This window comes from Halobacillus dabanensis (genome assembly GCF_900114165.1).
Classification (GTDB): domain Bacteria; phylum Bacillota; class Bacilli; order Bacillales; family Halobacillaceae; genus Halobacillus; species Halobacillus dabanensis.
The window spans coordinates 498,409-520,604 of record NZ_FOSB01000002.1 but is presented as its reverse complement, the minus strand read 5'-3'; the positions used below and the strand labels follow the sequence as shown (position 1 = coordinate 520,604).

The following is a 22,196-nucleotide window of genomic DNA, read 5'->3' as shown; positions in this document are numbered from 1 at the left end:
CATTACAGTATGATTACCCCACCGTTTTCATAGGATGATTTGAGGGGATTACCCATCAATGTTCCTAGAGAAAAGGAGGGCTTTATGAAATACTGTCGAGAGTGTGGAGAAGAGCTGGTCGAGGGGAATAAGTTTTGCTTGGAATGCGGGCATCCAGTTGATCCTGCATCAAGTCCGGAATCTGAAGAGCCATCAATAAAGCCCGGAAAGAAGAAGTTATCAAAGAAACAGAAACTATGGTCGGTAGTCGGTATCATGATCGTTTTCCTGTTAGTCACTACATACTTGCTTGGGTCAAATATGAATTCAAAAACAAGCCTTGTCCAAAAGTATGAAGAGGCCGTAGAACAGAAGGATACTAAGGTGCTGGCAGATTTGTTTGTTTTTGAAGACTCCGACGAGAAAGTGGATGAAGAGGGTACGCAGGCGTTTTTGGATTATCTTACCGAGTATCCAGGGGAAGCAGAGGCATTATTGGAGGAACTGGAAGGACAGTTGGATGAGCCGAAATCGAAAGAAGAGGAACTTTGGGATGAATGGCTGGATGAAGATTACTTTATAACCATTGTTCAAGACGGGAAGTTTTTATTTTTTGACCGCTACCGTCTCGCAGTGAAACCAGTGTTTGTTACACTCCACTCGGATTATAAAGGGACGAAAGTAACGCATGGAGAAAGTGAGGTTTATACGGCGTCCGAAGATGGTGAGGGACAGGAGTATGGACCGCTCTTCCCTGGAATCTATCAATTTTCTGCTGCTTATAAAAATGACACAGCTGATTTGACTACTACGGAAGAAGTGGAGCTATGGGGGACTTCCAGCAAGGATGTTCACTTCCAAATGAAAGCCGACACTGTCACATTTGAAACAGAAGCGATGCCTGAGGGTTCAGCTAAGCTATATGTGAATGGAGAACTGGTGGACTTCGATCCATTTTCAAAAGAGTCATACGGTCCTGTGATGCTGGATGGTTCTGTAAAGGTGGAGGTGGAAGCGGAATTTCCTTGGGGGGTAATGAAGTCTGACACTATTGCTTTGAAGGAACCGAATGTAGAGGTGAACTTCGAATACAGCGATGACATGGAAAAGGAAATCGCGAAAATAGTAGGAGAATATTATCAATCCTATTTAGTGTCCTTTGAAACAAAGGGAGAATTGCCACTGGAACATGTAACCGAAGATTTTGAAGAAGATGTACTAGAAAGAATCAGTGGATGGGATGATGAAGGCTATACCACTCAGCTTTGGGTGAAGAATATGGAAATGTCGCGTGCAGATAAATACCTGACGAAGCGTGATGATAAGTACTATATCCGTGCTGATGTAAGGATGGAATACTTTGAGAGTCATTTCTTAACAGCGGAAGGTCCGGGAGATCCCGGCTTTTATAATAATACCTTAAGCTATCACATGGTTTTTAACGATGGTTGGGAAATAGATGATGTGGAATATTTATCTTTGGACTATGAAGAAGATTTCAAGGAAACAGTCCCGATCATGGAAGATTCGGATGTTTTTCAATTGGAGATTCCTGAACAGGATACACCAGTGGAAAATTTGGAAGCTAAGCATCCTGCTCAGTTTGTCATTGAGTTTAGAAACTCTTATGAGGCTGCTCTTAACGCTGTCGACTTTTCGATTGCTAAAGACTATTTATTAGATGATAGTACGGCATATCATGAATTGAAGGACTATGTGGAAACAGAAGTCGAAGATTCTTTTGATTTTAATTTTACCTTGAACGAACCTTTGAATGTGGAGACCACTGCTGATGGTGCGATCGTGTTCATGCATGAAACGTTCACTTTCACTCATAATGGCGAGCGGACCGATTATAACCGTGAAAAGGAATATACGTTAACAGTGGATGAGGAGGGGAGTTATAAAATAGAGAGAATTGATATTTTAGAGACAGTACGGGATTGAAGGGTAAATAAAAACGCGTGAAATCAGATTCCAAACCTGATTTCACGCGTTTGTTGTTCAAGCAGATTATTGATTTTAACCGCTAGAACGGCATGAACATATTAGTCATGCTTGAAATGAATTGGTTCACTACGACACGCAGTAACAGGAATAATATCAAATACGTAAGCATGGTATGGATGAAAGGATCCAGGCCGAGCTTTTTCTCATGGTGCAAAGAGTAAAGGGTGAATGGAATACTGGATGCAAGTCCAAATAATATTAGCGCGTTGGTAAATGGAATCAAAGACCCAAGACCAAGCAGCAAGAATAAACATGTGACGGCTAGTAGGACCATCGGAATCGTCAGGAAGGTAACGAATCTGCCGGATACTTCCCTGAAAGAAGGGGGGTCAGGATTTCTTATTTTCAGTAAAAGGAACATCGTGGCACAAACAATTGTGATGGCTAGAAGGGATACAATCAGGACAGGAAAAAGTACGGTCATGAACGACACGTCAAACCCGAAACCGAAAAAGCCGAACATATCTGTTATTTTTTGTGTTGCAAGATGCACGGTAAGCACGGAGAAAAGAAGGAATAGTAGGAACGTATTTCTTGCTTTCGAATAATTATCATCCATTCCTTCTCGAAATGCATTGGTCGGTTCTTTACACACAACCTTCAAATATTCGAAATAATCTTTCGTGGACTCGATAAACTTTCCGGATGGGCGTTGGGCATTATCCGTGTTGACTACTGCCGGCGTTGCAGTGATGACTTGTCTATGTTGTTGGGAAGAAAAGTGGGATTGCTCTGACATGGCTGGACTGGTGGCTTGTTCGTTAATTGTTGAAGGGAGTTCCGTTGTAAATGTTTCCCCATTTTCTAAGGGTTCAAATGGTTTCCCGCAGTTACCACAGAACTTTCCTCCTTGATAGGCTGTTTTGCAATGGGCGCATTGTTGCATCACGTTCACTCCTTTTCACTTAGTCGTACTGCTTATGTACTCCTCCTTTCGGTAGGTATTCGAGGCAATCATGACATTATACGCGGCCAAACTCCCGTTGATGTTTGTTATTTTGATGCCTGACCCCCACTCCGTTAGTGAACTAAAGGAGGACCTTTCGTGCCGAAGAACAATAAAAGAGAGTCTGGCGGTCAGACTCTCTTTTGCATTTATATAAAAATACCTAACCAGACCGCATTGATCATAGCTAGAATCAAAATTATCTTTTCATAATTGGAAACCTGCTGGTGATCATCCACATCCATTTTGAAAATTAAACAGATGGCCGTGATTACAATGGCTACCATACCAAACGCTGCCCACATCCGCTCCGTGCCTAGCCAGAAGGCGCAAAGCCCTGTCATTCCAAAGTAAAAAAGAGCAGGCAGACGGCTGTATGCCGGACCGAATTTATTTGCAGCCCAAACGACGCTTGTCTGTTTGATCGGATGTGCTTGCTGGTCGGCATCACGATCAGGGATATGGTGGACCATCACCCAGGCGATGCAGAATAAAGCATTAATGGCAGCGTTCTGGACTGCCCATTCAGGGAGTGTATCGAAGGTAAGCCAGGCTCCGGCAAGTCCAAGAAAAAGTACCGATGGAAAAGTAGCGAGCCATTCCCCGACAAAAGGACGGTAACTTAGTCGGAAAGGGGGAAGGGAGTAGGAGATAGCACCCCAAAGCCCGATAGCTAACAAGATCGCCAATTTATAAAACTGGAAAAAGGCAAAAGCGATCGTCGTCATAAGTAAGACGACAATCAGCCCTTTTCCCAACTGCCACATCGTCTGGGAAGAAACCAAACCTGTCTGGATCACCCGGCTTCCTCCTGACAAAATTGCTGGACTATGGGCATCTGTCCCTGACTGGTCGTCGATATAATCATTCAAAAGATGGGTCAACACCCCGTGGATGAGGAAAGCACCAAGTACTAACAGGGTGAAAGTGATCATCCATTGGTTTCCTGATATAGGGAAGTAAAGGTATAAAGGCAGCATTGTGGAAACGATGGTGGCGACACTAGAAGAAATGACAGCCACGGATCGAAGCAATAACCAACCGGTTTTTATGGTAGAGAGAGCTTGGGTGAACATGGATTTCAACACCTTTTAATTGAGATTTTTTGATTGTTTCGATGGGGAGTCGGGCCATAAATAAGAGACTATATGTAAAAGACCACTATTACTTACATACCCGAGTGAGAATCAAATCAAGCGTAAGTACTTTTCCTTTTAAGCGAAGAAGTTTACAATTGATTATTAAGAACATTATGAAAAATATATCATTTCACTAGGGGGAAAGTACATGAAATACCTTCGTTTTCAAAAAGATGGAGAAAATCATTTTGGTGTATTGGAAGATCAGAAGATAACAAAGCTGAACGGGGATTTCCTTGAAGGGGCAGAAAAAAGTTCCAATACATATGCCTTCGACGAAGTGACAGTGTTACCACCTGTCGAGCCGTCTCAAGTGGTCTGCATCGGGCTTAATTACGCTTCCCATGCAGAAGAAACGGGTAAGCCGCTGCCGGAGGAACCGATGATGTGGATGGTTTCCCCAAGCGCAGTCATCTCCGAAGGCGAAGAAATTGTACTTCCGAATCTGGACCACCGAATCGACTATGAAGCAGAGATCGCCATCGTGATTGGGAAAAAGGCGAAAAACGTTTCCGAGGAAGATGCGCTTTCTTATGTTTTCGGGTACACCATTGGTAATGATGTATCTGATCGTCATTTACAAAAGAAAGATGGACAATTTACCCGGGCGAAATCTTTTGCCACTTTTAAACCACTCGGCCCTGTTATCGAAACTGAGATGGATCCGAATCATGCGGATATAAAGCTTACTTTGAATGGGGAAGTCAGACAACAATCGAACACGAGCGACTTGATCCACAATATCGAAAAGCTGCTTGTAAAAGTGACAGAAGTGATGACACTAAAACCTGGTGATGTAATTTTGACAGGAACGCCAGCGGGAGTGGGGGCGTTGTCTCCTGGCGATCAGGTAGAAATAGAAATAGAAGGAATCGGAAAACTTACGAATCGTGTGAAGCAATAACCGGGAGGACCTTGCAATCGGGCAAGGTTCTTTTTTTGACTGGAAAAATTATTTCGCCTGCTTCAGAAAACCACATAAGAAAAGAGTCACCCTACTCTCTACCTATTTCCTTCGTTTATATATGAAAATACAGGGGAACATAAAAATTCAAGCATATATAACAGGAGGAGTTACATGAAGACGAAAGCAGCTATTACTTATGACAAGGGAGCTGACTTCCAAATAGATGAAGTCGAATTGCAAGAACCGAAAGCGAATGAAGTGTTGATTAAAGTAGTAGCTTCCGGTGTATGCCATACCGATGCGGTAGCAAGAGACCAGGAGGCACCTACTCCGCTTCCTGCCGTTCTTGGTCATGAAGGATCAGGAATCGTCGAGAAGGTAGGGGAAGGTGTACGTTCCGTGGAAGAAGGAGATCATGTAGTTCTTTCCTTTTCTTCCTGCGGCCAATGTGAAAATTGCTTGACCGGAAATCCTGCTTACTGTGATGTGATGGTGGAGTTGAATTTTGGGGGTAAAATGCCTGATGGAACCCACCGTATTTACAAAGGAGGTCAGGAGCTTTCCAGCTTTTTCGGACAGTCCTCGTTCGGTATGTATGCCGTCGCTCATGAGCGGAATGTGGTGAAGGTGGACAAGGATGTTGATCTCGAGCTGCTTGGCCCACTCGGGTGCGGAATACAAACAGGCAGTGGAACCGTATTGAATAAGCTTCAACCAGCCTTCGGTGAAACGATCGCTGTATATGGATGCGGTGCTGTAGGATTGAGTGCTATCATGGCCGCTAAGATTGTCGGAGCCTCTAAAATCATTGCCGTCGACGTTCATGACAGCAGGCTTGAATCTGCAAGAGAACTCGGAGCGACTCACACCTTCAACGGTAAAGAAGTCGACGTTGTGGAAGAAATTAAACAAGTGACAGATGGTGGTACCCATTATTCTGTAGAAACGACAGGGGTCCCGGAAGTGACTCGTCAATCTGTGCTCGCCCTTCGTCCCATGGGAACATCTGCTGTTGTCGGTGTAACGCCTGATACGACGTTCAACGTTTTTGAAGACATCATGGCGGAAGGAAAAGCATTAGTCGGAGCGATCGAAGGAGATGCTGTGCCCCAAGTGTTCATTCCGAAAATGATCGAATATTACAAGATGGGTAAATTCCCGTTCGATAAACTTGTTAAATATTATTCGCTGGAAGAAATCAACCAGGCATTCGCTGATTCAGCAGACGGAAAAACGGTCAAACCGATTGTTAAAATGGAGCATTGATATTTAATGGAAGCCCTGAAAAGAGGAGACTCTTTCAGGGCTTTTTTGTGTCGTCCGCTCTTCGCTTGAATATGGACATTTATCGCTGAATAATAGATAGGTTTGGCTGGATCACAGCTGATAATGGCTGAAATCATGGGAGAGTTGGAAAAATTAACGTTGAAACCGGACAGATTATTCATCTCCTTGGACAGACGATTGGGTGGGCTTTCCCGACTTCGTTAGTGTGAAAAATGATGGGTTAACCAAGTTGTTAATTGTTGAGGTTATTCTATTTTCAAAATCCAAAAGACGAATAGTTAAAAAGACCCGCCAGCAAGGATTACCTTCCTGGCGGGCATTGGCTTATTTCATAATCGTTGATCCTTTGAGTAGCTCCGGTTTAGCTCCTAGAATCAATAAGAATAGTTTAGCGTCTCCGATGTCACGGTATTGATCCAGTACCTCTTTGACCACTGGGAAATCCTCATGATTTTTTAGTTTGTCCACTTCCTTTTTATAAAGAGAAAGTATCGAACCTTTAACGAATTCCGGGTAGGTAGCTGTCAAGTCTTCTTCCATTAGAAGGGCCCCCATATAGCCATACTTGATTTGAAGCTGACGGGTGAAACTGACGACATGTGTCAATATTTCATAGACCTCAGGGTTGCGGCGGCTGACTTCTTCCAAATCTTTTTTCGCTTCGTACAATTCATCCAAGCTTGCTAATTTCAACATTTTTATCTGCTCCTTCTTCCCATGGTTTTTCAAGTTCGATTATTTCTGTAAGCTGAGAGCTGTGCTCCCGGCGGATCCTCCGTGTTTTCGCACGCTCTTCGCCGGACTGATAAAGGAATTTCTCTTCATTTGTCTCTGGAATAACCGCCGGGACTTTGACAGCTTTTTTATTTTCATCAAGAGCGACGAACGTCAAGAAAGCAGTCGCAGCCATGCGGCGGTGGCCTGTAATCATGTCTTCCGCAATTACTTTACAGAAGATTTCCATTGATTTGTTCCCTGTATAAGAAACGAAGGACTCTACACACACCGAATCGGTTTGATGGATCGGATGTAAGAAATCAATCGAGTCTGTCGAAGCGGTGACGCATTCTTTCACACGAGCATGCCGTCGTGCCGATATGGTGGCGTTATTATCAAGTTTCTTCATGAGGACGCCGCCGAACAATGTATTGTAATTATTTAAATCATTGATCATTACCTGATCTGTATTGATCACTAAACTTTCTTTTGCGCGTTTTGCTTCCATCTATTTTTCTCCCCTTTTATCTGGAATAATTCGTTATTGTTTTATATCTGGATATAATCATGGAATAACTTCAGTGTACGGGTGAATTTTTGGGAAGTGAAATAGCAAATCATCATGAGTTGGATAGCCTTTATCTATGGAAATGCTTACAATCATTGACTTTTTGCATAAAAAAAAGACCAACTTCAACTTGAAGCTGGTCCACTTCCCTCTGTACTTAAGCGATCTTGAGTGTATGCTAGCCATTCCTTCGTGGCATAAGAGATGTATTGATCTTTCGGCCAAATAAGTGCAAGCTCCCAGGCAATGGCAGGCTTGATGACTCTGACTTTCTTCACATCCTCTTTTAGCAGTCTGGCCACACTTTTAGGGAGGATGGAAATACCGAGATTTGAAGCGATCATCTTGCCGATAAAGTCCCATTGAGAGCTTTCGGAGATGACTTTTGGAATGAAGCCAGCTTCTTTGCAGGAAGATGTAATCCTGTCGTTCAAAACGAAATCTTTGTTGAATAGGATGAATGAATCGTCTTTCAGTTCTTCCAGCCGTATTTGTTTACGTCCTGCTAACGGGTGGGCAGGAGGAAGGACGACCTCCAATTCTTCACTTAAAAGAAAGAAGTGGTCGAAGCGGTCCGTTTGTGTCGGCAAAACGGTAATACCAACATCGAGTTCCTCCTGGAGGATATTGTCTTCGATTCTTTTCGCCCCGTCCTCGATGAGTTGGAAGGTGATGTGGGGATACTTGGCATGGAAGCCTCCGAGAATTTTAATGATTTGATCAGCATCCATAATCGGCGGAAGACCGACTCGGATGTGACCTTTTTTCAGTCCTAGCAGATCATCGAGTTGGGTGTTAAGGTTTTCGAAGGCTTTATCGATGGTTTTTGCTTGCATCAAAATCAACCGTCCGGCATCGGTAAGGATAACCTTTTTCCTTGTTCGTTCAAATAATTCCACCCCTAGGTCTTCTTCCAGGTTTTTGATCATTTTGCTGATGGTCGGCTGGGCAATAAATAAGTGTTCCGCTGCTTTGGTGAAACTTTGGAAGCGGGCGACTTCTATGAAATATTGTAAATGGCGGATGTCCATTGGTTACATCTCCTTCATTTGGTTAACTGATTACGTTCCATCATAAAGAGAGCTGTCCATTCTATCAATGGAAAAGTTTTTTTATTTTCTCCTCCTGCTTTATCTTATATCAATATTGGATTACGAATCGACTGTCCAAGTAGCGGCTTACTTAAAGGACTTAGATTTAGTAGCATAAGGAACGAACTAAAGAATAGGTGACACCAGGAGGTCTATGTCTTAAGAACTAATCCATTAGTCTGTTTATGCAGGTGTAGGATTAGAAATAAAAAAGGCAGCCAGAAATGTCTGGCTGACCTTAGAATACAAGGAAGATCCATCTTATTAAGGAGGTGACAAGAAATAAAAAAGTAGAAAAGCCTTCTCCAGCAGACACTTCTACTTACATTGTATGAATTAATCAATAATTTTCACATTCAATTTTTTGAGTTCCCTGTAAAGCTCTTCATCCATAGGTTGGTCGGTAATAAAGGTGTTGATTTGATTGGATAAGCAGAATACCGCACTAGATGAAAGGTTTATTTTAGAATGATCTACTAACGCGACAATTTCTTTCGCTCTTTTTACCATTTCCCTCTTAAGTTCTACTTCATAAAGATTAAAATCTGTAAGTCCTGATTCAATCGAAAACCCGCTTGCTGATGTGAACATTAAATCGATATTAACTTGGTCCAAGGTCTGTATTCCCAGGTCTCCTTCAATTGAAGTGGATCCCTTTGTTACAATTCCCCCTATCAAGATAACCGTAATCAACGGGTTATCTTTTAGTTCCAAAGCTGTTTGGATACCATTTGTTACAACAGTTAATTGAAATGGAATATTTTTTAAGTGCCGAGCGAGTTCCACCGTCGTCGAACTCGCATCAAGTAGAATACATTGTTGGTTTTTAATCAATTCGAGAGCTTTTACAGCAATTTTTCTTTTTTCGCTTTTGTGTTTCTTTTCACGAAAATAAAAACTCGTCTCATTGCTAACACCTTCGTTAAGAATGGCACCACCGTGTGTTCGTGTTAACAGACCATCCATTTCTAATTTGGTTAAGTCCGCCCGAATGGTAGCTTCCGAAGTGCTGATTTGCTCAGCTATTTCCTTTACAGTCAACCTTTGTTTCTGTTGTAGAATTTTCATAATTTCATTTCTTCTTTCACTTGCAAACATTTTCATAGTACCTTCCCCCTTCGTCTTTTTCAATAATAAAGCTTGTGTTCACGGTTTACGGAAAATTATTAAAAGTATCGTTTCCCCTCGTTTCGAAAATATTCAAAAATATATTTGACAAAATGAAAATAAGTGATATTATGAATATACAGTAATATGTAAACGGTTACAATAGCTGGCAACAAAATATGCATATATTATCAGGTGTATTATCTGAAGATTCTGTTAAAATGTCAGGCAATACCTTTACTTTTGTAACAAAATTAGTCCGTGATAAGGAGTTAGATGGGATTGTATATACCTCTTTGAACAAAAATGCCTTGTAAAAGGGCGGCTTTCGAGTCAAAGCATCCATATACTAGCGTCCATATTTGCATTGGAATCCGGATTAGGAGAAATCAATAAACTTTATAATCTATGGGGGTTCCAGAGTAACGTCCTACATACCGGTAAAGATTATTGCAAAAGTAACAAAAAACAAAGGGAAAAACCCAAGTTTACAGGATAATTCGTAAGGGAGGATGAGCATGAAAAAAGTCATTAATAACCCAAGTGATGTGGTGGAAGAAACGATTGAGGGATTTTTAGCAGCCTACAATCATTCATTCCGTAAGGTAGAGAATGTAAATGGTATAACCCGAAGGAATCTTAAGGATAAAGTTGGAGTCGTTATTGGAGGAGGCAGTGGTCATGAACCACTGTTCATGGGATTCGCTGGGGACGGGCTTGCAGACGGTGTAACCATTGGTAACGTTTTTGCTGCACCTTCACCGAATAATGTACAAAGCGTTGCGCAGGCAGTTGATTCAGGCAAAGGTGTCCTGTTTGTCTATGGCAACTATATGGGGGACATTTTGAATTTTGACATGGCTGCTGAGCTGCTTGAAATGGAAGGAATTGAATCCCGGACGGTACTGGTGAGAGATGATGTAGCTTCTGCGCCAATGGAAAGATACGAAGATCGCAGAGGGATAGCTGGTGACGTTTTTGTCTTTAAGATTGCCGGTGGTGCTGCCGAGCAGGGGTTAGATTTAGAGAGTGTTGCAAAAGTGACCCAAAAAGCGAGCGATCAAACATTTTCGATTGGAGTTGCATTAAATCCCGGAACGATGCCGGACTCTGGAGAATCAACGTTTACTCTAGCAGATGATGAAATAGAATTTGGTATGGGTATTCATGGGGAGCCGGGAGTCGAACGGACCAAAATGATGACAGCGGACGAATTGACGGAACGGCTAATGGAAAGATTGCTGGATGAAAGTAAGATTGACAGCGGGGAGGAAGTTAGTGTTTTAGTAAACGGTCTTGGTTCGACAACCCTGATGGAATTATTCATTGTTAACCGTAAAGTAGCTCAAATCCTGGAGGATAAATCCATTACAATTCATGACATGGATGTAAACAGTTATTGCACCACACAAGAGATGGGCGGGCTCTCGATCACCCTCTTGAAGTTGGACAGTGAGTTAAAAGAGCTGTATGATGCACCGGCAAACTCGCCTTATTACAAAAAATAAGTCTATAAAATTAATTTGGAGGGGAAAACCATGCAGACAGATGCACTGATAATTAATTTGAATGCAACTCAAGTAAAAGAGATGTTCCTATATGTTGGGGAAAAAGTAAGAGAAAACAAACCACTCTTAACCAAAATCGATAGCGCTATCGGTGATGGAGACCATGGGATTGGTATGTCGATTGGCTTTACAAAAGCAGAAGAAAATTTAAAAGAAAAAGAATTTACAACGATTAATGAAGTAATAAAAACAGTAGGTATGTCTATGATGACATCGATGGGTGGAGCATCTGGAGTTATTTTCGGAACTATGTTTATAGGGGGAGTAAAAGGATTAGAACCTCATGAGAAATTAAACTTGCCGATATTAGCGGAGATTTTTGAGAAATCACTTGAAGCCATTAAAGTACGGGGGAAAGCAAGTTTAGGTGATAAGACAATGATTGACGCCTTTGAACCAGCTGTCGAGAGATTAAAACAATGTTCTGACAATAATAAAAGTTTATTAGAAGGGCTGAAAAATGCAGAAGAGGGCGCTGACAAAGGAGTCGAACTCTCCAAAGAGTATATCGCAAAATTCGGAAGAGCTAAATCTTTAGGGGAAAGAGCTATCGGTCATCAGGATGCTGGTGCTACCTCTGTATGGATTATCTTTAAGTCGATGAGAGAATGGGTTGAAGGTTTGAGCAAACATGCATAAGGGAAAGCTTTGGATCGGTACAAACTGGAAAATGACGAAAACCATTGAGGAAGGGGGAAGGTACACAGAACTGCTAAAGGATATTGAAGGTACTTTATCCAGTGATATCCAGTTGTTCATTATTCCTTCTCACACCGCACTTTACCCTGTTAAAAACCAATTGTCTGAATCTAGTATTCTACTAGGCGCCCAAAACATGCACTGGGAGGATAGCGGGGCATTTACGGGAGAGGTATCTCCTCTTATGCTCAATGAAATCGGTATAGAATTAGTTGAACTCGGACATTCCGAGCGCAGGCAGTATTTTAATGAAAACGACATCGACATAAATAAAAAAGTCCATGCTGCCTTACACCATAAAATAAAACCGCTTGTATGTATCGGAGAGAATATGGAGCAAAAAAATAATTCTATTTCAAAAGAAACGCTAGCATCCCAATTAAAAATTTGCTTAAAAGGCCTGACAGAAGAGCAAGTAAAACAAGTAATGATAGCCTATGAGCCGGTGTGGGCTATAGGGGAACGAGGAATTCCAGCAGACTCTTCCTATGTAGCTGATATCCATTTATTTCTAAGGCGAACTTTGGTGAAACTATTTGGAGATACTGGAAGAGAAATTCCATTGTTGTACGGAGGAAGTGTAAACAAGGATAATTTTCTGGAATATATCGACATTCAAAATGTGAATGGTTTGTTTATAGGAAGAGCGGCCTGGAATATAGAAAGCTTTCAAGAAATATTACACTCTCTTGATTCATTATTAACAACTGATGTTAGTAAAGTATAAATAAACAGAAAACATGCTGACGTTCCATCTTGAGAGGAGAATTAAGCGTCTTTCAGATGTGGATAAAAAAGTTACACAAAGAAAAGAGAGCGGTCATCTTATAAGACTGCTCTCTTTTTTGTGTTTTAGTTAATGATGTCAATATTGCTATCTTTTAATAATTGCAATATCTCATTCGGAATATCTTCATCCGTGATGATTTTGTCAATTTCATCAATAGACGCAAAAGGAGCGATCGAACTGGTTCCTATTTTTGTATGATCCAAAAGAGCTATAACTTTTTTTGCTTTTTGTACCATTACTTTTTTCAATTCTACTTCATATACGTTGAAATCGCTTAACCCATCTTCCAATGTAAATCCACTAGCAGAAGTAAACATCATCTCTATATTAATTTCATCTAATACGTTTTTTCCAAGGAGACCTTCCAATCCCATAGATCCCATTCTAGCTATTCCCCCTATGAGAATAACATTTATAGAAGGATTTTCTTTTAGTTCCAAGGCGGTGGATATTCCGTTTGTTACGACTGTAAGTTTTGTTTCTTTTTCTTTTATAATACGAGCCAATTCTAAAGAAGTGGTACTGGCATCCAGCAATATACAATCTTTGCGGGAGATCAACTCTACAGCCTTACGTGTTATCGATTTTTTATAATCAATGTTTCTCATCGCTCTATCAGAAAAGTTATTTTTTGGCGGTTCATTTTCATTCAGAACGGCTCCACCGTGTGTGCGTGTCAATAATCCTTCCTCTTCCAAAAGATTTAGATCTGTACGTAGAGTTGCTTCAGAAACGTTTAATTTATTTGCTAAGTGCTTAACAGTTAGTCTTTTTTCTTGTTGTAAGTGGCTTACTATTAAGTTACGTCTCTCAGTAGCGAACATTTTCCCCAAAAAATCACCTTCATTTTTTTGTTTTGTTAACATTCCGTAGATACTTTTAGGATATCACGATAGTAAATGAAATAAAATATAAATGGCTCCTTGCTAAGATCTGATGCTAAAGTAACTCTTTAAATCCATAGACTCTATTAAACGTTGATGTTCCTAATCAGTTATTAAAGTTTATGGCAGTAGTCTTGAAGACTCAAGATGATTGTGGGAATTAAGGGGCGGTGGGGAATAAGTCGCTTATCGCGAGGAAGACGGCAAGCTTTCTCGGTCTATGGCCCTGCGGGGTTTTGCCAGTCTATCCTTTCCCGATCTTCCCCCTGAAGTGGCTAAACCAAAAATGAGGACATAAGCGATGTGTGTGCTATCCAGCTCCAGTGCCTAGCGACTAGTGAGACTTACCCCCGCTTCTGTACGATAAGTCAACACCGAATCGCTCTGCTCCCTGTGGTTTCTTTATCTCCTCCACTCCGTACAGTCCATACACCGGCTCCCAAGACAATTTCGATTCCCCACATAATAAAGCGCCTCATTCCTCACCATCTCTTGCCATATGAATGGCTCGAACTCGTATAGCAATATCCCTGCCATGAGTAAGTTTAGAATCAACCTATTATTATAGCACTTTCTTATATATCAGCTCCCTTTACATCAAAATGGGTGCCAGGACTTTAGGGTGTTAAACAGCTTCGCTTTGCTGAAGTACTAAACTGTGAAATTTTCAGGACATCAACTTCATTCCATTTCCCATTAAGTGATTCAAATCAGGAGATTTATTAAATTACTTGTTTACTGTAGTCGCTCCGATCCATTAAAGTTTACTTCCTTAAAGTTTAAGAACTGGTGAATAGAATGATAGTCTATGAAATTTATCAAGAATATCCCAAGAAGTTGCCACTCAGTGTTTTTTGTTTTTTATTTTCATTTAACTTTCTATTCGTTAATTAACGAAGGTATTCAATGAAAAACATTGACAAATTGAAAATAAGTGATAATATGGAATGTAACAACTTGAAAGCGATTTCAATATAAAAATAGCAGTAAAGTTGTAAGCTATTTTATAAGGAGGAGATAGTAAAATGGAAATAAAATTCGGGTGTCATGGTTCTACTTGGGAATTAGACTATGATAAAGAAATTGATTATTTAGATGACATTATGGATACCGTTAGCAAAGCTGGATTCAAAGGAATTGATGTACAGGTTGCTATGCTGGGGAAATACAAGCATGATCCACAGAAGCTGAAAGCAGAGCTTGATAAGAGAGGAATTGAGCTAGCAGCTTTAACTGTACCATTTACCTGGAGTAATAATAACGAAACAGAAGAAGAGCGGGCACATGCCGATTACTATATTAACTATTTGAAATATTTCTCTGGTGCTGTGATGAATGTTCCTTCCAGGGTCGGCCCTAATAGGGAAAATCTATTAAAAAGACAACAACAAATCATTAGCTGTGCTAATGCATTAGGAAAAAGGGCATTTGAAAATGGTGTGGTTGCTTCTTTTCATCCAGCTTCACCTGAAACTTCCTATTTTAGAACAAAAGAAGACTATGACGTATTATTCAATAGTCTTGATACGAGATACATAGGATACACACCAGATGCGGGTCATATCATGGCTGGTGGTATGGATCCGGTGAAAATTGTGAGAGATAACTTACCTATTATTAAACATGTTCATTTTAAAGATTGCTCTAAAACTTCTGAATGGAAGAAAATGGGTACTGGTGATATTGACTTTCCGGCAATCGTTGAACATCTCAGAGAATATGATTATAAGGGTTGGATTATGGTAGAGGAAGAAACGGAAGAAACAGCAGTGGATCCAAATAAAGTTATTTATGATATTAATGACTATGTTGAAAACCGTTTAAAACCCATTACTGAAACGAGTAAGTAAGCGATTCTTTAGTTATAAAAAACAAATGTGAGGTGCTAACAAATATGTCAAATCAAGAAACACTATCAATAGCAGGATCTGGAATTATGGGGCACTCCATTGCTTTAACTGCAGCCTGGTCAGGGATTGATGTTAAAGTATGGGGAATTGATAAAGCCGATATTGAGCGTGCTAAAGCAGGCGTAGAGGCCAAATTAGATGTCTTAGTAAGTTACCATGTGTTGGACGGGAAAGAAAAAGAACGAATTATAAATGCTATCACATTTACTGATTCATTAGAAGAATGTGTTTTTGATGCGACATTTGTAATTGAGGCGATTCCTGAAAATATAGAGCTGAAACAAAATTTCTTCAAACAATTGGATGAAACTTGCCCTGAAAATACAATCTTAGCTAGCAATACATCTGGTCTAAGTGCGACAGAAATTGCAAAATTAACAAATAAGCCTGAACGTACTGTTATCACGCATTTTTGGCTGCCTGCTCATTTAATGCCATTAGTTGAGGTTGTCCGCGGTAATCATACATCTGATGAAACGGTAGAACGTGCATTAGCATTACTTGAATCGATGAATAAAAAACCAATTCTTGTTAAGAAGGACGTCTTAGGTCAAGTAGGTAATCGCTTACAATACGCTATTTTTAGAGAGGCGCAATATCTTCTTGAAAACGAAATTGCTTCTATGGAAGATATCGATGCCGCTATCCAAAATAGTCTTGGACGACGTTTCGGTGTTACAGGACCATTCATGACGATGGATATGGGAGGTTTAGAAACAAATGCTTCAATTACTTCTTACCTTTTCGAAGATTTAAGTGATAAGAAGGAAGTATTCTCAGCTATGGAAGGATTAGTTGATAACGGCCATTATGGTCCGAAAACCGGAAAAGGTTACTATGAATGGACACCAGAATTTACTGCACAAAAGGAACAGGAGCGTGAAGAAGAATTAATTAATTGGCTGAAGAAGGATTTAAGAGAGTCAAATAGTGATGTGAAAATTTAAGCAACTACTCTGAAATGAGATATACAACTTTATTTTGTGTAGAGGATGAATAGAGATTAAAAACAAAAACAAAATTTAATCTCTATTCATTAAACTAAGGAGGGTACTAGCTATATGGGAGAAACAGAGTGGTTGATTATAGTAGCTGTATTAGGAGTAGTTGCATTATTGTTTCTCGTAATGAAGGCTAAGCTTCAGGCGTTTTTAGCTATTATTTTGGTGAGTTTTGTGGTCGGTATAGCTGTAGGAATGTCACCAAAAGATCTTATAGCAACTTTTGAGAAAGGAATGGGTGAAACAGTTGCTTTTATAGCGATCGTCATTGGATTAGGGGCGATGTTTGGTGAAATTCTGAAAGTATCTGGTGGCGCAGAACGACTGGCATTATCTATGATAAATAAGTTTGGTGAGAAAAGATCATCATGGGCTCTCGGAATAGCTGGTCTAGTTATTTCTATTCCCATATTCCTTGATGTAGCACTAGTTATTCTGATGCCTATATTGTACACCTTAGCGAATAAAACAGGAAAGTCATTGCTATACTTTGGTGTACCGTTATTGGCTGGACTTCTCGTAGCTCATGGGATGATTCCTCCTACACCAGGCCCGATTGCAGTAGCATCAATTCTAGAAGCTGATTTAGGTTGGGTTATTTTATTTGGTCTAATAATCGGAATTCTAGCAATGATTTTGGCAGGTCCATTGTTTGGAAGCTTTATCTCTAAAAAAATTCATGTTTCTGTATCAGAAGAAATGAGTGAACAAGCAGCTGCAATTGCTGATTTAGAAGAAAGGGCTAATGAAAATGAAAATCAAAAAGAATTGCCTAGCTTTACCAGTGTTCTATCCATTATTTTGTTACCACTAATTTTAATGTTATTAAATACTCTAGCCCCCTTTATGTTAGAGGAAGGATCTGTAATAAGGGATATTTTAGTGTTTATTGGGCATCCCTACGCAGCCCTTACTATCACGACGTTGTTAACGTTATATATTTTTGGAACGAAACGGGGGTATTCGAGAGAAGAAATTCAACGAATAACCACAAAATCGCTTGAACCTGCAGGGATTATTATTCTGATTACAGGTGCTGGCGGTATATTTGGTGAAATGCTCGTCGCTTCAGGTGTGGGGGATGTGTTAGCAAGTACAATGGAAAAAGCACAACTACCAGTAATCGTATTTGCATTCCTGACGGCAGTATTGTTAAGGCTTTCTGTCGGTTCGGTAACTGTTGCGATGGTTACTTCTTCTAGTATAGTTGCTCCGATAATAAGTACGATGACTATTAGTGAACCGATGTTAGCTGTAATTGTTATCGCTATTGCTTCTGGTGCTGTTATTGCTCCACACGTTAATGATTCTGGATTCTGGATGGTTAACCGTTATTTTGGAATGAGTGTAGGAGATACACTGAAATCATGGTCTGTAGTGGGAACGATTATTTCATTCGTAGGTTTCGTGATGTGTCTAATCTTTAGTTTATTTTTAATGTAACATTTATAGAATTTTGAAGAGAACCTTCTATTATTAATGCCATAAAGTTCTTTCAAACAGAGAACGATGGATCTGTTATTTATCGGCTTAATCTGAAACTAACAAAGGTTAAAGTCAGGAGGGCTTTGAAAATGCGAATGGAATTTGGATGTCAAGGATCAACTTGGGTATTGGATTATGATGTAGAAGCAGATATCATGGATAAAATTATGGATGATGTTAAACATGGTGGATTTACAGGTTTAGATATGCAAATTTCTCTATTGGGTAGATACAATAATGCTCCCGAACGATTTAAAGAAGAACTTGATAAGAGAGGACTTAAACTAGCAGCATTAACCATTCCCCATGCGTTTGAAGGTGGTAAACCCTCTGATAAAGAAAGAGAATTAGAAGATTATTATTTTGAGTACTTAAAACACTTCCCTGGTGCGATTATGAATGTCCCTTCTAGAGTCGGAAAAAATCGTGAGCATCTATATCAAAGGCAAAAAGAAATTATTAAAGGTGCAAACGAATTAGGAAAACGAGCGCTTGAAGAACATGGCATTGTTACATCTCTTCATCCGATATCTTATGTAACTTCTTACTGGAGGTTTAAAGAAGACTATGATGTCCTTTTTGATGGATTAGACCCTAGGTATATGGGTTACACTCCAGATGCCGGTCATATTGAATTTGGTGGAATGGAAGCCGCTGAGATCATTAAAGAGGCCTTACCATTGGTTAAACATGTCCATTTTAAAGATGCTTCCAAGAATAATGAATGGATGAAAATGGGCGAAGGAGATATTGATTTCTTGAAATGTGCAAATGTTCTTAAAGATGGAGGCTATGATGGCTGGATCATTTTAGAAGAAGAAACGGGAGAAACACAAGATACAAGCAAAGTAATTGAAGAACTGGGCGATTATGTAAAGAAAAATATCTCCCCGATTGTTAAAGGAGAGTAGTTGTTATGAGCGTGGAATTTAAACCTTCCTTATTAATACCTGAAGTCTTCCACCCATTTAAAAGAGAGAAGAATTTTACTGCAGAAGTAATTGAAAGCATTATTGAGGAAGATTTCTATAAATCTATTGAGGTAGGAGATGGTTTTGAGAAGACCGAAAGAAAACGTATTCTAGAATTAACTGAAAAGAAGGACATCGAGGTAACACAATGGCTTACATTTTTAATTGAAGAAAATAATTTAGATGTTTCCTCACTAGATTCAAGACTAAGGTTAGAAACAGTAAACCGGATAAAAGACAGTTTGTCTGCTTCTGCAGAGATCGGTGCTAAAAATATTGCAATTGTGACAGGAGATGACCCTGGCGCAGACCATCGTGAAGATGGTAAAGAAGGTCTTTATGAAAGCTTATGTGATATAGCTGAAGCTGCAAAAACGTATGAAATGAATTTATTGATTGAACCACTTGATCGTTTTGCGCATAAAAAGCGGATTATTGGTACAACAGATGAAACGATCACACTACTTAACAGGGTACAGGAAGAACATGAAAATATCGGCATCGCATTTGATACATCCCATGCGGCACTTAATGGCGAGAATATTTTTGAAGCAATGGAAAAAGGGGACTCACTTATTCATCAGATCCATTTTTCAAATGCTGTTCTAGATAAGCACAGTAAATTATATGGTGATTTTCATATGGATATTGGTAGTCCGGGGTTTTTAACAATTGAGGGAATCAGTGCGATTTTGCGTAAAGCTAATGAACTTAAGATTCAACAAACAAATGGACTGCGTGTAGCTGTTGAGGTTCGTGGTAAAGGGGATAAAGAATCTTGTTACCAAAATGAAAAGGAACTCAGGTCGATATTAAAACAGGCATTGAACCTCGTAAAAATCTAAAATCATAGAGGTGGGGTACTATGAAAGTAGTAATAACTGATCATGAATACGAAGACTTACGTTATGAAGAAAGCGAACTTAAACATCAAGATATTGAACTTGTAAAAATGCAATGCAAAACAGAAGATGAAGTAATTGAATCGTGTCATGATGCGGATGGAATTATTAACCTTTATGCTCCCATTTCACGTAGGGTTATTGAAAGTTTAACAAAATGCAAAGTTATTACTCGGTACGGTGTTGGGGTGGATACAATCGATTTAGAAGCTGCTACAGAAAAGGGGATATTGATAGGTAATGTCCCAGACTACGGGGTTGATGAAGTATCTGATCATGCTCTTGCTTTAATTATGAGTCTTTTGCGTAAAATAACCACATCTAATCAACAAGTCAAAAATGGTGCTTGGGACGTAAATCATTCGAAACCGATCCGTAGATTAAATACTTTGACAATCGGACTGGTGGGATTTGGTAATATACCTAGAAGACTAGCAGAAAAGATACAAGTACTAGGGATTAATGTTATTGTATCAGACCCTTTTTTATCAGAAGAAATTGCTGAAGAAAGGAATGTCACTCTTGTATCATTAGAAGAATTGTGTAAGATATCTGATCTAATTTCTGTACATGCCCCTCTCAATGATACAACTAGAGGGATGATAGGGAAGGAACAATTTGGCTTGATGAAGAAGGGTGTCTACCTTGTCAATACAGCACGAGGCCCTGTCATAGAAGAAGATGCGCTCCTTGAGGCATTAGAAAATGGGGTTGTCGCGGGTGGCGGTCTTGACGTTATAGATTCAGAGCCAATTGCACCTAATCATCCATTTTTAACAATGGAAAATATAATACTTACACCACATATGGCAGGGTATTCGGAAGAATCTGCAGCTGAAATGCGCACGAAAACAGCGTTAGGGATAACAGATGTTTTAGTACATAAACAATATCCTAAATACCTTGTAAATAAAAACGTTAAAGAAAAAGTAAAATTAAAGCCGTTTGTTATGGATGGACGTTATGCGTTTTAAAGAAAAATCTTTATCTTCGGTAGGGAGGAAATGGAAAATGCATTAATAAAGCCTCCTTTTATATAAAAGGGGGCTTTGAGTTTTTGTATTGCGCTTATTAAGTTAAATAGATAGTAGAAAAAGGTAAGACCTTACCCTTTCAGACATCCCCTACCTCTCTTTTGATTGAGGCTGGTGTAGTTACTAAAGAGACTCAACAAGGATTAGACCACGAGAATATTAACACCAATATGAATAGTTACGCATACATAACCAAAAATATGGAGCAAAAAGCCTCTAATTGGATTCGTTAATTATTGAAAGGTGCGCTTGATTGATTTGCATTCTTGTCACATACATAAGAAATAACATCTTCAAAGGTAAAGGAATTTACACCTTGAAGGTGCTCTCTTCCCGTATACATAGGTTCACATTAATCCTTAGAATACTTTTTTATTGAGGAGAAGGGATGTTGGAAGCTTTTATAACTTGTACATCTCTCTCGTATAAATCATCCAGTAGATGATCTGGAGTATTCATGTCTGTAATAATGTAATCGATTTGATCGGCCGTAGCGAAACTTGCGATAGAACTCTTATCCATTTTTGTATGATCTAACAGCGCAAACACTTTGGAAGCTTTTTCGATCAGGACCTTTTTCAACTCTACTTCATATACATTAAAGTCCGTAAGCCCCTCGCTTATAGTGAAACCACTGGCAGAGGTGAAGATTTTATCTATATTTATTTTCTCTAGTGTATTTATTCCAAGTAATCCTTCTAAGGCCATCGATCCTCTGCGAACCATTCCTCCTATTAGTATCACATTAATATCTGGATTTTCTTTTAATTCCAAAGCAGCTGAAATACCATTTGTCACTACAGTTATTCTCAATTCGGTATGTTTTAATAGGCGGGCCAACTCCAAGGCTGTCGTACTTGCGTCAAGGACCACACAATCTTTGTAATGAATAAATTCAACAGCTTTTTTTGCGACAGCCATTTTATATTCCGTATTTTTCTTGGCCCTTTCAGAGAAACTGTTTTCCTGGGAGCTTTCCTTATTCAGTACTGCTCCGCCATGGGTGCGGGTAAGCAATCCCTCTTCCTCCATGACATTTAAGTCAGTCCTAAGGGTAGCTTCAGAAACTTTTAACGACTTAGAAAGGCTTCTAACCGTTATTCGACTCTGTTGGTTTAGGAGCTCTAAAATTAAGTTTCTTCGTTCAGCAGCAAACATTTTGCTCATCTTAATCACCTTCAACGTCTTCATTCAGAAATTT

20 protein-coding genes are annotated in these 22,196 nt (G+C 39.7%); 12 read left to right on the top strand and 8 right to left on the bottom strand.

What is annotated here, in order from left to right; all coding sequences use genetic code 11:
* The first annotated feature begins 84 nt into the window (after positions 1–84).
* Positions 85–1,926 carry a zinc ribbon domain-containing protein gene (locus BMZ58_RS05590; RefSeq protein ID WP_075035559.1) on the top strand — a complete coding sequence of 614 codons (1,842 nt, stop codon included), beginning with the start codon at positions 85–87 and terminating at the stop codon, positions 1,924–1,926.
* An 82-nt stretch (positions 1,927–2,008) separates the two neighbouring features.
* On the opposite strand, the gene BMZ58_RS05585 is transcribed toward BMZ58_RS05590, so the two are convergent.
* Complete coding sequence (locus BMZ58_RS05585; RefSeq protein ID WP_075035558.1) at positions 2,009–2,875, bottom strand: hypothetical protein; 867 nt, start codon at positions 2,873–2,875, stop codon at positions 2,009–2,011.
* A gap of 209 nt (positions 2,876–3,084) precedes the next feature.
* Positions 3,085–4,011, bottom strand: coding sequence for a prenyltransferase (locus tag BMZ58_RS05580; protein ID WP_075035557.1), 927 nt, complete (start codon positions 4,009–4,011; stop codon positions 3,085–3,087).
* 211 nt (positions 4,012–4,222) lie between these two features.
* Here BMZ58_RS05580 and BMZ58_RS05575 point away from each other — a divergent pair, with 211 nt between their 5' ends.
* Both BMZ58_RS05575 and BMZ58_RS05570 read left to right on the top strand, forming a co-directional pair.
* The gene (locus tag BMZ58_RS05575) at positions 4,223–4,978 is read left to right on the top strand and encodes a fumarylacetoacetate hydrolase family protein (protein WP_075035556.1); all 756 of its coding nucleotides are present in this window, start codon (positions 4,223–4,225) and stop codon (positions 4,976–4,978) included.
* A gap of 174 nt (positions 4,979–5,152) precedes the next feature.
* Positions 5,153–6,247: an NAD(P)-dependent alcohol dehydrogenase gene (locus tag BMZ58_RS05570; RefSeq protein WP_075035555.1), complete on the top strand. Its 1,095-nt coding sequence runs from the start codon at positions 5,153–5,155 to the stop codon at positions 6,245–6,247.
* A 345-nt stretch (positions 6,248–6,592) separates the two neighbouring features.
* On the opposite strand, the gene BMZ58_RS05565 is transcribed toward BMZ58_RS05570, so the two are convergent.
* The 4 genes from BMZ58_RS05565 to BMZ58_RS05550 form a co-directional block, all read right to left on the bottom strand.
* Positions 6,593–6,964 carry a hypothetical protein gene (locus BMZ58_RS05565; protein WP_075035554.1) on the bottom strand — a complete coding sequence of 124 codons (372 nt, stop codon included), beginning with the start codon at positions 6,962–6,964 and terminating at the stop codon, positions 6,593–6,595.
* Positions 6,939–7,493, bottom strand: coding sequence for an acyl-CoA thioesterase (locus BMZ58_RS05560; protein ID WP_075035553.1), 555 nt, complete (start codon positions 7,491–7,493; stop codon positions 6,939–6,941). The genes BMZ58_RS05565 and BMZ58_RS05560 overlap by 26 nt, the downstream gene beginning before the upstream one ends.
* Before the next feature lie 185 nt (positions 7,494–7,678).
* The gene (cidR, locus tag BMZ58_RS05555) at positions 7,679–8,584 is read right to left on the bottom strand and encodes a cidABC operon transcriptional activator CidR (protein ID WP_075035552.1); all 906 of its coding nucleotides are present in this window, start codon (positions 8,582–8,584) and stop codon (positions 7,679–7,681) included.
* Positions 8,585–8,980: 396 nt separating this feature from the next.
* Positions 8,981–9,748, bottom strand: coding sequence for a DeoR/GlpR family DNA-binding transcription regulator (locus BMZ58_RS05550; RefSeq protein WP_075035551.1), 768 nt, complete (start codon positions 9,746–9,748; stop codon positions 8,981–8,983).
* A gap of 521 nt (positions 9,749–10,269) precedes the next feature.
* On the opposite strand from BMZ58_RS05550, the gene BMZ58_RS21315 reads away from it, so the two are divergent.
* The 3 genes from BMZ58_RS21315 to BMZ58_RS05540 are packed head-to-tail and all read left to right on the top strand — an operon-like array spanning position 10,270 to position 12,745.
* Positions 10,270–11,259: a dihydroxyacetone kinase subunit DhaK gene (locus BMZ58_RS21315; protein WP_208601401.1), complete on the top strand. Its 990-nt coding sequence runs from the start codon at positions 10,270–10,272 to the stop codon at positions 11,257–11,259.
* Between the two features lie 30 nt (positions 11,260–11,289).
* Entirely contained in the window at positions 11,290–11,958 is a 669-nt protein-coding gene (gene dhaL, locus BMZ58_RS21310) for a dihydroxyacetone kinase subunit DhaL (protein ID WP_208601400.1), read from the top strand.
* The gene (locus BMZ58_RS05540) at positions 11,951–12,745 is read left to right on the top strand and encodes a triose-phosphate isomerase (protein ID WP_075035550.1); all 795 of its coding nucleotides are present in this window, start codon (positions 11,951–11,953) and stop codon (positions 12,743–12,745) included. Before dhaL ends, BMZ58_RS05540 begins: the two co-directional genes overlap by 8 nt.
* Before the next feature lie 125 nt (positions 12,746–12,870).
* Here the strand turns inward: BMZ58_RS05540 and BMZ58_RS05535 are convergent, their stop codons facing one another.
* Positions 12,871–13,674, bottom strand: coding sequence for a DeoR/GlpR family DNA-binding transcription regulator (locus BMZ58_RS05535; protein WP_244151495.1), 804 nt, complete (start codon positions 13,672–13,674; stop codon positions 12,871–12,873).
* 1,043 nt (positions 13,675–14,717) lie between these two features.
* On the opposite strand from BMZ58_RS05535, the gene BMZ58_RS05530 reads away from it, so the two are divergent.
* From BMZ58_RS05530 to BMZ58_RS05505, 6 genes are all read left to right on the top strand, one after another.
* Entirely contained in the window at positions 14,718–15,542 is an 825-nt protein-coding gene (locus BMZ58_RS05530) for a sugar phosphate isomerase/epimerase family protein (RefSeq protein ID WP_075035549.1), read from the top strand.
* Positions 15,543–15,586: 44 nt separating this feature from the next.
* Positions 15,587–16,549: a 3-hydroxyacyl-CoA dehydrogenase family protein gene (locus BMZ58_RS05525; protein WP_075035548.1), complete on the top strand. Its 963-nt coding sequence runs from the start codon at positions 15,587–15,589 to the stop codon at positions 16,547–16,549.
* A 114-nt stretch (positions 16,550–16,663) separates the two neighbouring features.
* Positions 16,664–18,046 carry a GntP family permease gene (locus BMZ58_RS05520; RefSeq protein WP_075035547.1) on the top strand — a complete coding sequence of 461 codons (1,383 nt, stop codon included), beginning with the start codon at positions 16,664–16,666 and terminating at the stop codon, positions 18,044–18,046.
* A 131-nt stretch (positions 18,047–18,177) separates the two neighbouring features.
* On the top strand, positions 18,178–18,999 hold the full coding sequence (locus BMZ58_RS05515; RefSeq protein WP_075035546.1) for a sugar phosphate isomerase/epimerase family protein: 822 nt from the start codon (positions 18,178–18,180) through the stop codon (positions 18,997–18,999).
* A 5-nt stretch (positions 19,000–19,004) separates the two neighbouring features.
* Entirely contained in the window at positions 19,005–19,904 is a 900-nt protein-coding gene (locus BMZ58_RS05510) for a sugar phosphate isomerase/epimerase family protein (RefSeq protein WP_075035545.1), read from the top strand.
* Positions 19,905–19,924: 20 nt separating this feature from the next.
* Complete coding sequence (locus tag BMZ58_RS05505) at positions 19,925–20,935, top strand: C-terminal binding protein (protein WP_075035544.1); 1,011 nt, start codon at positions 19,925–19,927, stop codon at positions 20,933–20,935.
* Positions 20,936–21,367: 432 nt separating this feature from the next.
* On the opposite strand, the gene BMZ58_RS05500 is transcribed toward BMZ58_RS05505, so the two are convergent.
* A complete protein-coding gene (locus BMZ58_RS05500) occupies positions 21,368–22,162 on the bottom strand; it encodes a DeoR/GlpR family DNA-binding transcription regulator (protein WP_075035543.1) in 795 nt (264 codons plus the stop codon).
* Positions 22,163–22,196: the final 34 nt, after the last annotated feature.

What these genes read in the sequence shown, in the direction of transcription:
- BMZ58_RS21315 (WP_208601401.1), top strand. Translation starts at nt 10,270, where the DNA reads ATGAAAAAAGTCATTAATAACCCAAGTGATGTGGTGGAAGAAACGATT.
- BMZ58_RS05590 (WP_075035559.1), top strand. Translation starts at nt 85, where the DNA reads ATGAAATACTGTCGAGAGTGTGGAGAAGAGCTGGTCGAGGGGAATAAG.
- BMZ58_RS05525 (WP_075035548.1), top strand. Translation starts at nt 15,587, where the DNA reads ATGTCAAATCAAGAAACACTATCAATAGCAGGATCTGGAATTATGGGG.
- BMZ58_RS05575 (WP_075035556.1), top strand. Translation starts at nt 4,223, where the DNA reads ATGAAATACCTTCGTTTTCAAAAAGATGGAGAAAATCATTTTGGTGTA.
- cidR (WP_075035552.1), bottom strand. Translation starts at nt 8,584, where the DNA reads ATGGACATCCGCCATTTACAATATTTCATAGAAGTCGCCCGCTTCCAA.
- BMZ58_RS05505 (WP_075035544.1), top strand. Translation starts at nt 19,925, where the DNA reads ATGAAAGTAGTAATAACTGATCATGAATACGAAGACTTACGTTATGAA.
- BMZ58_RS05540 (WP_075035550.1), top strand. Translation starts at nt 11,951, where the DNA reads ATGCATAAGGGAAAGCTTTGGATCGGTACAAACTGGAAAATGACGAAA.
- BMZ58_RS05520 (WP_075035547.1), top strand. Translation starts at nt 16,664, where the DNA reads ATGGGAGAAACAGAGTGGTTGATTATAGTAGCTGTATTAGGAGTAGTT.
- BMZ58_RS05535 (WP_244151495.1), bottom strand. Translation starts at nt 13,674, where the DNA reads ATGTTAACAAAACAAAAAAATGAAGGTGATTTTTTGGGGAAAATGTTC.
- BMZ58_RS05515 (WP_075035546.1), top strand. Translation starts at nt 18,178, where the DNA reads ATGCGAATGGAATTTGGATGTCAAGGATCAACTTGGGTATTGGATTAT.
- BMZ58_RS05500 (WP_075035543.1), bottom strand. Translation starts at nt 22,162, where the DNA reads ATGAGCAAAATGTTTGCTGCTGAACGAAGAAACTTAATTTTAGAGCTC.
- BMZ58_RS05530 (WP_075035549.1), top strand. Translation starts at nt 14,718, where the DNA reads ATGGAAATAAAATTCGGGTGTCATGGTTCTACTTGGGAATTAGACTAT.
- BMZ58_RS05550 (WP_075035551.1), bottom strand. Translation starts at nt 9,748, where the DNA reads ATGAAAATGTTTGCAAGTGAAAGAAGAAATGAAATTATGAAAATTCTA.
- BMZ58_RS05510 (WP_075035545.1), top strand. Translation starts at nt 19,005, where the DNA reads ATGAGCGTGGAATTTAAACCTTCCTTATTAATACCTGAAGTCTTCCAC.
- BMZ58_RS05570 (WP_075035555.1), top strand. Translation starts at nt 5,153, where the DNA reads ATGAAGACGAAAGCAGCTATTACTTATGACAAGGGAGCTGACTTCCAA.
- BMZ58_RS05560 (WP_075035553.1), bottom strand. Translation starts at nt 7,493, where the DNA reads ATGGAAGCAAAACGCGCAAAAGAAAGTTTAGTGATCAATACAGATCAG.
- dhaL (WP_208601400.1), top strand. Translation starts at nt 11,290, where the DNA reads ATGCAGACAGATGCACTGATAATTAATTTGAATGCAACTCAAGTAAAA.
- BMZ58_RS05585 (WP_075035558.1), bottom strand. Translation starts at nt 2,875, where the DNA reads ATGCAACAATGCGCCCATTGCAAAACAGCCTATCAAGGAGGAAAGTTC.
- BMZ58_RS05580 (WP_075035557.1), bottom strand. Translation starts at nt 4,011, where the DNA reads ATGTTCACCCAAGCTCTCTCTACCATAAAAACCGGTTGGTTATTGCTT.
- BMZ58_RS05565 (WP_075035554.1), bottom strand. Translation starts at nt 6,964, where the DNA reads ATGTTGAAATTAGCAAGCTTGGATGAATTGTACGAAGCGAAAAAAGAT.